At 57.7% G+C, this 11,616-nt stretch carries 6 protein-coding genes; 3 read left to right on the top strand and 3 right to left on the bottom strand.

What is annotated here, in order from left to right; translation table 11 throughout:
* Positions 1 to 7,834 (bottom strand): AAA family ATPase (locus tag ACFWW2_RS00370; RefSeq protein ID WP_393925380.1); only part of this gene is annotated, 7,834 nt, incomplete at its 3' end.
* A 913-nt stretch (positions 7,835 to 8,747) separates the two neighbouring features.
* Between ACFWW2_RS00370 and ACFWW2_RS00365 the strand changes: the two genes are divergently transcribed.
* The 3 genes from ACFWW2_RS00365 to ACFWW2_RS00355 are packed head-to-tail and all read left to right on the top strand — an operon-like array spanning position 8,748 to position 10,779.
* Positions 8,748 to 9,029: a hypothetical protein gene (locus tag ACFWW2_RS00365; protein ID WP_393925379.1), complete on the top strand. Its 282-nt coding sequence runs from the start codon at positions 8,748 to 8,750 to the stop codon at positions 9,027 to 9,029.
* The gene (locus ACFWW2_RS00360) at positions 9,030 to 9,728 is read left to right on the top strand and encodes a ParA family protein (protein ID WP_393925378.1); all 699 of its coding nucleotides are present in this window, start codon (positions 9,030 to 9,032) and stop codon (positions 9,726 to 9,728) included.
* Positions 9,729 to 9,747: 19 nt separating this feature from the next.
* Positions 9,748 to 10,779, top strand: coding sequence for a hypothetical protein (locus tag ACFWW2_RS00355; protein WP_393925377.1), 1,032 nt, complete (start codon positions 9,748 to 9,750; stop codon positions 10,777 to 10,779).
* A gap of 339 nt (positions 10,780 to 11,118) precedes the next feature.
* Here ACFWW2_RS00355 and ACFWW2_RS00350 read toward each other — a convergent pair whose 3' ends face one another.
* Entirely contained in the window at positions 11,119 to 11,346 is a 228-nt protein-coding gene (locus tag ACFWW2_RS00350; protein WP_393925376.1) for a hypothetical protein, read from the bottom strand.
* 25 nt (positions 11,347 to 11,371) lie between these two features.
* Entirely contained in the window at positions 11,372 to 11,575 is a 204-nt protein-coding gene (locus ACFWW2_RS00345) for a hypothetical protein (RefSeq protein ID WP_393925375.1), read from the bottom strand.
* Between the last annotated feature and the right edge of the window lie 41 nt (positions 11,576 to 11,616).

Genomic DNA, 11,616 nt, shown 5'->3' with positions numbered 1-11,616 from the left:
CACCGATAGCGGCACCTTCTGGCATGAGATCGCGGCCTTGCGCGAGAGGCGCGAAGGCGTCTTTCAGCATGTCCTCGTACCCACCAACTTCGCGGGCTTCGGTGACCCGGTTTGACAGAACTTCCAGACCTGCTTTGAGGGCACGACCCACGTCCTGACGATTTTCTGTATCAGCAACAGTGATCGCTCTGGCAAGGGCGCGGGCCTCCGGGAGAATGGCCTCTCCGGGCTTGGCGTCAGACCAGCGGCGGGCCAGATCGTCTGGCGTGGTGCGCGCGGCGCGCGGCAAGCGTGCGGTCATCTCTTTCCACTGATCCGGAGAACTGACACGGTTCAGGAGGCGGGAGACATCACTCTGCAGGGCACCATCCATCACGGCCTCGCCGTCTATCACGCGCGCGTCAAGAACATGAGACAGCGCCCGTGTTGCGGCGGCGGCGGCAAGACCTTCCTGTGCAGGGTTTGATTTGAACAACTGCGCAAGGGAATACTTGGACGCCGCGGGCGCGACGGAGGTTACACCATGGCTCTCAAGATACGCCGCCAAATCTGTCTGATCGGCTCTCGCGTGCTGCACCGCTTCTCCCGCACGATGCGGATCAAACCCGTATTCACGCTCTAGCGTGGTCACCTTGTGGCCTTCCCGGGTTGCGATGCGCTTGAGGAAGTTTGTGGCTTCATCCTGTGAGGTTGGCGCATAAAGGCGCTGGCGTTCGGTAAAGCGCGTTGCGGCCACATAGGTGCGGTTCTGGGTGAGATTGGCGGTCGCAGCGACGTGAACCGATTGAATGGACATGCCCTGGGCGCTGTCAATGGTTTGCGCATAATTGTAGGTCAGCGCGGGGCCACCTGTCAGGGGCAGGGTGATATGACGGGCTTCGTCACCGGCGCCTATCTGCAAGGTGTAGTTTTGCGCTTGTGGGTTTACCAGTGTCACCTCACCGCGATCTCCTTTCATCAACCCGCGCTCCCAATCCGGCTTTGTGATGCGAATGGGATCACCCGCCTGCAATGCCAAGCTGACGCCATCGCGATCAACGGCCAGGGCTTCCTCATGTGACACGTCTCGGCTTTGCTGTTCTGCTGTCCGTGCAAGGGCGTTGAGCGTTGCGACATCAACATTGCGGAACGTCAGCATGGTTTTATCCTGTGACTGATCGGCCATGTAGCCGGTCACAACCGCCGCCAAGTGCTGTTCGGGATCAACATCGCTGCCTGTTCCGACCACATAGCCCTGTGCGTTGTAATGATCGATCGCGCGTTCCGCTTGTGCGCCGCCAACCGCAAGACCTTCACTCGCACGCGCATCCAACGGGTCCCTTTGACGCCAGACTTTGGACAAAGTGACGGTTCCAATCCGGCCCGCAAAACTGCGGAACATCGCGCCGGGTCCATGGGCCTGGATCTGATTGCCATCGCCAACAAGTAGCAGGCTTGCGCCACTGCGTTCGCACAAGCCAATCACTGCATCATAATGCGTGGCATTGAGCATCGCGGCTTCATCGACCACCAGCAAACTACGGGGCCCCAATGCGACGCGATCATTTTGCGCGGCCATGAGAAGAGAGGCGACACTGCGCGAGGCAATACCGGATGCATTTTGCAGGTTGCGGGCCGCGTCACCCGACAATGTCGTCCCTGTAACAGACCAGCCCGCCGCTTCATAAACGGAACGGACTCCGTTGAGGACTGTGGTTTTCCCGGACCCGGCATAGCCCGTGAGTATTGAGACCCGCAGCCCTGATGTCGCGTGGCGCAAGCCGCGCTCCTGATCTGGTGACATTGGCCCGTGTGCGGTTTGTGTCGCGGCGCGCAGCACGCGATCCGCTGGGTTGAAGCCGGTGGGTACGAGTGCCATGGCGCTGATGCGATCGCTCAGCTCGGTCTCACGTTTGATATGATCGAGCGTCGAGTAAACGCGCCCTTCACCCCGTATGCCTGTCTCGGACAACACAACAAGATCGGGATGCGCCATCGCTTCCGCAAACATGTGAACGAAGGTCTGGGGATCACGTACTGTATATGCGAGTTTTGCGGCCACATCCTCTGCGCGGATGACAGACGCCTCCCCGATCAGATCATCAACGGCGCGGCGCGGGTGAAGGGCATAGCCTTTCGGATCCTCCCCGAGTACAGGATCTCCAACCTTATAACTGATGGACAGAAGGTCAGCCCGCCGCTGTGCGATGCTTTGCAGATGAGCGTCTTGCGCAAACACTCCAGCTTTCAGAAGTGGTGCAACGCGATCTGCACGATGGCTGATCCCCGGCACAGTGATCTCTTCCATGGGCGAGGGCGGCACTGGCTGTGTCAGGATGTCCAGACTGTTGCGCCGACCTGCGGCGCGCTTGAGGGTTTCGACGTCCTTGATGGCCGGTTCCGGAACATGCATCTCAAAGCCATGCCTGTGGCACGACATCCCGACACGATAGAGCGATTGATCCATACTGCGGGAGGCCAGCAGGAAGGTTTTGTCAGCTGGCCGACGCTGGGATGCTTGCCAGAGCGTAGCGGCAAAGGACGGGTTCAGGATGTTGGTGTCACTCTGGTCCAGGCGAATAACATCTGACCCATCTTCTGACTGCACCTCAACGCTGCCGTCTTCATCCAGGCCAAGCAACGTCACGTGCTGACCTTCTTCCAGCCCGCTTCTGTTTGCCGACACGTAGACGCGCTGGCCAATGTTTGCGTCCTCACCATTAAGACGCACGGCCGCGCCGAGATGTTCCAGGCGGCGTCCCTCGGTGCGTATCGCCTCATTGAGCGCGTCTGTTGCCTTGGCGGAATGTGCAAGAGCCACGCGACGGTGACCTGTTTCATCTGCGTCCGCCCAGAAGCGCCGTGCGATGGCACTGACGGCACTATCCGTCTGTCCCGCAAAGTGGATGTTACCCAACCCATAATGGATTGCGATGGCGTGGGCAGCGTCCTGCGTGTTGCCAGAAAGGGCCACTGTTGCGCGGCGTTCAGCTTCTTTGGATTGTACCGGGATTGGCAGGTCCTGGTGAACACCCACTTCGCTGGACAGCGCCTGGAACAAGCTCACGGATCGGTTGCGGGGCAGGGCCTGTGGTGTGCTCAACGCGATGAGCTTGCCGCCCAGATCGTCAATGCGCGCCTGGATGCGCGCCCACTGGGTGCTGTTTGCCATTTCAGCCTGATCCAGAACGACCACAAACTTGCCGTCAGCAGGCACGGCCCCTCTGGCCCAACTTGCTTCGAGGGCAGCAAGTGAGAAGGCTTGCGTATCAGGGCCCAGTGCGGTGGCAGCGCGCGCGGCCCAGCTCTGGCTCAGACCCGTCGAGATGATCTGATACCCGCGCGCGCGCCATACCGCACCTATTTCATTGCGGTACCGGGTGGCTTGCTCGTAATCGGCGGGCAGGACTGCAAGACTGAGACGTTCGGGACCAGTGACATGTTGAACCAGTTGGGTGTCGCCTTCGGATCCGGAAACATCATGCAAGGACTTTGCTGCAAGCGCGAGGCCACGTTGCAGACCACCTTGTTCGACTTCGGCCTGCACCCGTGTGGTGTAACACTGGGTTCCGTCATAATCGAAACGCCCCGCTTTCACGATTGTGCCGTCGCCTTGAAGACGGGCGATGAGATCATGGCTTTGCGCAAGCAGTTCAGATTTATCCTTCTCTGGGTAATAAGGTCCCAGATCGCTTGCCAGATCGTTGACGTTAAACCGCGCGGACTGACGCACCACCTCCGCGACAATGAGGGCAGGGGAGGCACGATAGGCCGCACGCGTTTGATCAAGAAGCTCCTGATCATGGGGGGCGATGTCCGGGCGCACATCGAGCGACGGACTTGTGTAACTGTCGCTCGCCGCCAGAAGGGCGCGCGTGGGATCAAAGCCGTGGTCAAGAACACTGCCTTGAGGCGCGCGTGTGTTTACCCTCGTGAAGAATGCCTCCACGGATACGGGATTACTCACATCAACGGGCAGTGACAGCGTGATGTCATCACCCAACTGCAGCGCACTGATCAAAGCGTTGCGCGACAAGCTCTTGTTGGCAAAGATGTGGGCCGAAGGCGTCTGCATCCCGTCACTCAGCGCCTGGCGCGCGGTGACGACATAGCCATATTCAAGCGCTGATGCATCGGCGCCACTGGCGATCTCCACCTCGCGCCCATCGATGCGGACGACAACTGCGCCACTTGGTGAGACCCGTGACACTTCCGCAATCTGACCGGACAGGATTGCATGATCGGGCATGTCCCGGGTTGCGACCAGACGCGTGCCAACGCTCAGTGATAATGGTGTCGCATAGCGGCCACGACTGAGAGAATGTTCATCACCAACCTCAACGCCCACCTGCGCACTATACATGGCGGCGATCTCCCGGTTCAGCATGTCACGCATACGACGCGAGCCCGCCACGCCCAGCTTACCTTCGGCAGGGTCAGCCATATAGTCTTCAACAAACGCGTGAACATGCTCCGTTTCATTGGCAGCGCCATTGATGTGGCCAAGACTGTACAGATCATCAACCGCCGCCGCGAAGCGCGCACCCTGAGACAAGAGCCCACGTCGATTTGGTGCGATTGCAATAAGGCCGCCTAGTTTGACGGATGGAAGCCGCGCGGCAAGGTGGCGCACTGCATCACCCCCTGCCGCCAGGGAGGGGTCGTTGTGCAACAGGATTTTGGCCCCGGTACGCTCGACCTGACTGATCAACAATTCCAGCTGGTCAATGTGCAATCCTGAGGCTTCCGGCACCACGAGAATGTCCTGCGGACCGAACGTGATGGTTTTGTTGTCGAGGCCACTGCTCAGCGCATAAAGATCAAGCCCACGAATGCCGGCGGCCACTGCAAACTTTTGCGCGGTCTTTTTGGATGTGTGAAGGGCCACAACCTGACCAGTGGGAATAACATCCCGCGCTGCCGCAATCACACCTGCAGTATTCGCAGTGCTGATTTCCTCGATGATGCCTATCCGCGCGGGCCAGAACACAGACTCCAGCGCACTGCGCCCGTCAGACGTCAGATCACATTCATCCGCGACGTGAGAGATCCGGGCGGACAATAACTGTTGTTGGAAAACCTTGATATCCCCATGAGGCAAAACCCGAACACCTGCGCCAGGCGCAAGCAGCTGGTCAGGATTGTCACGCACCGAGAACTGGGCGCCTTGCAGACCCACAGAAAATGGAGCCCCAGAAACAGCCATGCGCATGCTCTGGTCCATCAGGGACACCGCCTGATCGATACGATCCACAGAAGAATAGACACGGCCCTCACGGCCCGTGCCGGTTTCAGACAGGATGACCAGACCTGGATGACCCATGGCCTCGTAATAAAGTCGCGTGAATGTGGCAGGCTCAAACACCACCTCGGCCAGGCGTCCTGCCACATCACTGGCACGCAGCATGCCGCGTTCCGCCAGGAGATCATCAACGACCTTGAGTGGATCAACGCTGTAGCCCCGTGGATCATCGCCAAACATGGGGCTGTCTGCCTTGAACGCGCTGCGCAACAATCCTGAGAGACGTTGCGACTGCTGAAACAAGTGAACATCCCCCGAAAGGGCAACACGCTCGGCCGCCATATCTTCAGCCGGCGCAGTGATGCCTGCGGTCCTGTCGGCGCGTGTGATTGTCGTGATGTCTTCAAGCGTGGGGTGCGCACGGCGCAGGGCAGGGGCCACATCCGCCATCATGACTTTCTGCAGGCTGGAACGAGATGCGGATTTCACAACGCGCGCAAGAACAGCATCACGCTGTTCGACAGACAGATCAGCCCCAAAATCACTTACCGGGATTGTAATGTCGAGATCCTCGACGTGCCGGCTGATGGCCACGTCCAGCAGATGCCAGTCGAACATCCGTGTCACGACGGCGAAGACCTTACCCTTCACGCTCATACCCTGTGATTTGTGGACTGTCGCCGCATACCCATAATCAAAATGAGGGAACGCTTGCGCATCCAGTGTGAATGCTGCCGCGCGCCCGTCAACTGCAAGTGTCAGATTGTGACCGGAGACCGCCACGACGGAGGCAAAGGCGTTGCGCGAGACAGAGGCATCGGCAAAGGGCCTGGTGAAGCGCACGCGGTCACCGGCATTGATCTCCAGTTCGGAGGGGAGAACCAACCCGCCATCTTGCTTCACAAACCCTGCCTCAACCGCGTGGGCGCGCAGCGCTGCATTTGCTGCATCAACACTGGCGTTGGTGTGAAACAATGCAATGCGCTCAAACCCCTCACTCCAGAAGCTGTCCGGAGTGACACCCTCAAAGAAACGCTGGGGCAGCGCTTCGATGGCGCTCTCCAAACCGGCCTCAAGAGTGATTGCACCTTTTCGCTCAAAGTGCATCAACGCTGGCTCAACACCGTCCATGCTCCGCGAAATCTCCTGAATGGCCGCGCGATCATCCAGATCCTTTTGGCGCCTCACTTGCGTCATGTATGTGGCCCCAACAAGAGACGAGACATGCTGCAGGGCGGAAGAGTCATTCACCGGCCCAAGCTGCTCTGGCGCACCCAATACGTTCAACTTGCCGCCCATGGCGTTGATACGTGCTTCAAACCGGGACCAGGTCGCCGTTCCAACCATGCTGGCCTCGTCCATGAACACGACAAACTTGCCTGCAGGAGGCACCGCCCCACGGTCCCATTGCGCTTCGATCTGGGCAATCGTTCCCAACTGCCCATGAAGGCCCGTAAGTGCTTGCACAGCCCTCCCCGAGACCGCCGCACCAATGACCGTGAACCCGCGCGCCTCCCAGACCCGTGACGCTTCAATCACTGCAAAGGTTTTACCCGCACCGGCATAACCCGACACAACAGAGATCCGTTGCGCAGAAATCATCGTATCAACAGCCACCCGCTGTTCATCCGAAAGCCGCGGATCGAGGGAAATATCGCCCCCACCAGCTGCGTCAAACGCAAGCGCAGAGTCGCGCATTTGCAAAGTATCGCGGGTCAGCTGACGGCCCATTTCCAGCACCGCCCGTGTTGTGAAGATGGGCTCCCCCCGATAATCAACTTCGCCAGTGCGCACCAGCTCGGGACTGGCCATCGCCGCGCGCACAATGTCCTCAATCTGCTCAATACTGACATCAGCCGGTAACTTGCGGCGCAGTTCAAACGCAATATCCGCTTCAACGAACATTGCCTTCTCTTGCCCAAGCACGAGCAGGACCTGACCGGGATCCTTCATCAGCAAGGCCTCATTGGCGGCACGTGCCTCCAGTGCCCGCGTCTTGGCCCGATACACACCACCATCAGCCTCAATGTTCTCAGCGATGTCCTTGCTGTAGTTGCACGGCTCAAGAGCGATACCACGATCGAGGTTACTGCGGTGATCAATCCGACGGTCAAATCCGGCCAGTTCCAGCGCTGTATTCGCCGCAACCGCCCATGCACAACGCTGGTTGATAAGCTCCATGCGCGCAGCAATGTAGTTCCCGACCCGCTTGTCATGCCCATCGGGGCCGAGCGTTCGCAAGGTGGTCATGACATGCGCATGAGGATTACCATCGCCCTTATCGTGGATAACCACGTCCGCGACCTGGCCGTCTGAAACCAGATTGTCGCGCACATACCCCTGGATTAATGCCACTTGCTGCTCACGAGACAGTTCGTGAGGCAGTGAGATCGTGAAGCTTTTGGCCAGTTGGGAGATATCGCGCTTGCGATGTGAATTCTCTTTCGCTTCAATATCGTTCCAAAGTCGTTCGGCCGCACCGACAACGTCTTCATCCAGATAGCGATCGACTGCCCACTGCGGTGCATCTTCAGGTAAAACAATTTCTTCAAAGACCACTTCATTACGCTTTCCTTCATAGGATCGCGTCGTCCCGTTCAGATCGTTTGTCATTCTTGCGCCATGTCGATAGCCGCTGGAGGCGACGACATCGCTCCCGGCCTTTCGGGACATTATGCGGACATTCAGCCGGAACATATTCAGCCAATATCAAGCTCGTATAAACATCGCAAGATTTTATACATAAGCGTGCCCTTCACAAATTCTGAGAATTTGGTTTGCGATGGCTGATTTCACCCTCTGCGCCTGTCACCAGCCGATCTACGCTCGACTGGTGATGATCAACCAACCCTCCAGGACGATAGGGCAGAGTGCTTTGATACCAAAGCAGCGGAATCCGCCTCCGGCGAGGCGCAGCGTAAACCACAAAAGCGCAAGACCCAGCAAAACCTGCCCTCTGAGGCCCGCCCGAATACTCGGGCTACGGCAGAGAACTGCAGAGAAAGGGGAGATGCGCTGATGTCGCAGGTTTCGGCGATAGGGATGTGCGGCCTCAAATAGCGCACCACAGGCGATAGGAGGGCCATACGGCACGATAGTCGCATGGCCGGGTAGGGGGCCCTTCGTGGCTCACAGGGCGGGCCAGACGCGCGTTTGCGTGCGGCAACCCGCGCAAACCAGCCCGGCAGGTCGATATGCGCCTTGGTACATGCTTGTAACAAGCACACAGCAAGGTACTTGCATGTAACAAGTATGCACAAAGGCACATGCTTTCTTCCTTGGCCGTCACATGTAGAAGGCATGTTACATGCAAGGACCATGTAGTAACCAAGTGACATGCAAGTACCTTGCAATTACAAAGCTACATGCAAGGACCATGCAACTAAACAGTTACTTGCATGTAGCTTTTCGTCACTGGTAACAATCTGGGTACAAGCGAGTGACATGTTAGAGACGTTCTGTTTCCAAGGAACATGCAAGTAACATGGCCCACACATCTATTCACTTGGCTCTACGAGGCGACACCATGTCAACGTCAGAAGACAACGAGTTCTTGCAATCCCTGCAGGCCGCGGATGATCTTGTCGGAAAAGGGACGGCCGACCCTCGTGCGACCACCGAGCCGCCAGTCGGCTTTGGGGCGCGTCGAAAGCGTGGCGTTTCCAATGTGCCGTTCAATCACTCCATCCTCAAGGAGACTGCCGCGGGATTCTATGACATCGCATTACGCCACGATTGGACCATGAACCGGACCCTGACTGAGGCCTTCAAGCTTCTCGAAGCGGCGGACAAAAAGGGAGAGCTTTAAATGGCGACAGTCTGGACCTTAGCCAGCACCAAAGGTGGCTGCGGTAAAACAACTCTCACCGCAATCATTGCCGGTGAGATCGTCAAGAACGGCGGCACTGTCGTCCTCATCGATACCGACAAAAACACGCCACTCATGAGATGGGCGGCAAAAAACAGGCTGCCTGATGCCGTGACCGTTCTGGACGCCACAGATAAGTCGGGACGCGAGCTGACCGACGCGCTTCAGGGCCTCAAGGACAGCAGAAGTTTTGTTTTGATCGACACAGAGGGAACCCGGAATATGCTCACGGGGCTTGCCGTGCAGCAGTCTTCTGTTGTGGTCATACCGATGAAATGGAGCGAGCTGGATGTGGCTGAGGCACTCAAGATTCAGGATTTCGTCGCCGTCGCCTCTCAGGCAAGAGGCCGCCCAATTCCATCTGTGATCGTTCCGAGTCAGGTCGACGCCGTGATCGAAAGCAAGGCCCAACGTGCCGTCAAGAAGGCGTTGGCCGACACCGGAGCAACATGGATAGATCCACCCGTTCTGACCAAGTCGCCATATGTTGCCATGTTTACGGAAGGGCGGCTTCTACATGACCTGGACACCACCACCAACAGCCAGGTCCTCCAGAATGCCAAGGACAATGCTCACGCGGTGGTGAAAGCCATAGGCAAAGCCGCTGTAGATTTCGCGCACGCCTCCGCCGCTGGCTAATCTGAAAAGGGGTCGTGCCTTGCAAACTGTTCCAGACATCTTTCGGGCGGCCGTTGCAGCAGCATTCTATGCAATCCTTATCACGTTAGGTCTTCAGGGTGGCCTTTGGGCGGCCGCCTTCAATCCTGTGCTTCACTATATGAATCTTTGCGTTCTTGGCATCGTGTACTGGATGCTCGCAGCAAGCATCTACAATGCAATCAGCAGCCTTTTTGCCGATGAAAACGCCGCGGTTCAGCCGGAGCGCATTATCGACAGTGCAATTGTCGGCACCGTGTTGGCCGTCTTCTGCCTGATCCACCCGCCCAGTTTGAACACTCTTGTGGCGTTGATCGATCCAAATCTTTCATGGTCCCTCACAACACCTGCCTGGGAAACTGCACAGCTCGTTTCCAGCAACGGCGCGCGCCGCTTTATCTCTGCTTTCCTGATCCTGAGTGTTTTAGCGAACACGGCTCTGGTGTTGACCGCCCTGTACATTCTCATCGGGCGGTCTCAAGCCATGCCCATGCCGACACGTTGGGTGCGGTCCGCAAAGGAACCAAGTCCGGCGGCGCTGCTACGACAAGATTATGACCAGCTTCGGCTTCAAAATCGCAACCTCGATGTCGCGCATAAGAAGCTACAGCGCGAACATGGCGATGCGACCGAGGCGATCACAAGACTGCGCACCACAGTCGCAGATCAGAAGGATTCCATCGCGGCATACAAGCAAGAGCACGTTCGACTTTCAAATGATCTGGAGCGCTATCAGGACAAGCATCGTGAGGTGGCGGCACAGCTTTCTCGGGTTCAGGAAGATCGGGACGCCGCCTTGGAAAAGATCTCCGAGATCAAGGCAGCGTTAGATGAATCTCAGGACGCAAGGGCCGAGCTGGCGCGTCACATTGCGCAACTGCGCAACCAGTCGATCAGGACATCGGATGAAGAACCCGCTCATGAGGAACATCCTCTTCTCACGCTGATGAAAATGGATCGGCAGCGTTTGGAAGCCGGTCGGGAAGATGGGGTATCGACGGCATCACCTCAACCACCACAAGAGACCTCATGACATTAGTGCCCCCTGTCGCGTGCTTGCTTTGATGCCCGAGGTGAGGGAGCGCACCGGCCCCCCTTTGGGGGGGCCAAATAAAGATCGTGGCCGCTTGCGGCCTCTTTATCAGGACAGCGGGCCGATCCCACTGGATCGCCCTATCCTCGCCGAAAATACCGAGTATCCTTGAGGCGCGGGCGCTGGACACAAAGACCGGTTGCCTGCCGCAGGTCAGCCGCTTCGGAGCCAAAGGATCGCGCAGGCGAATCTTGATGGCGAGAATGACGGGTGACCGGTCAACGCGCGCCACGCAGCCGCATCACGAAATGGTCAGGGCTTGTAGCCCTGACCGTTGGTTCAGCGGATGTCGTTCGTATCCACGTGACCGCAATGGACGCAGAACATCCGCCAATAGCGATTAACGGCTCCACCCTCAGCTTTCTCCCAGCTGACGTGCTTTGCTCTTTGCAGGCATTTGGGGCATTCGCAATCTGTACCAATTGCGGTTTCTTCGAGTTCGAGGATATCGCTCATGCAAAACATTTGGATGTCTTTATTTACCATGTCCGTTTTTCCTTGTGTCATGGCGTGCCTCCTGTTCAGGTTGGCATCAATCAGGCCAGCGGTTGAGCTGATGCGCGCGCGCACTCATTGCCAGCGCAACGGTCAGTTTGACTTCGACATCATCACCGGCCTTTGCACTGGCAACCCATTGCTGGGCTTGGTTTCGGCCAACACCTAAAACACGCACAACGTCGATTGCGCTGCTGCATTTCGCTTTTTCCATCCAATTCAGAAAATCGTCGGCCTTCATCATATCACCCTGTCATCAGGGTGTTGATGACAAGCAAAATC

The organism is Yoonia sp. R2-816, assembly GCF_046762905.1.
Taxonomy (GTDB): domain Bacteria; phylum Pseudomonadota; class Alphaproteobacteria; order Rhodobacterales; family Rhodobacteraceae; genus Yoonia.
Note: the sequence above shows the minus strand (reverse complement) of the source record. Positions and strands in the feature narration are given on the sequence as shown.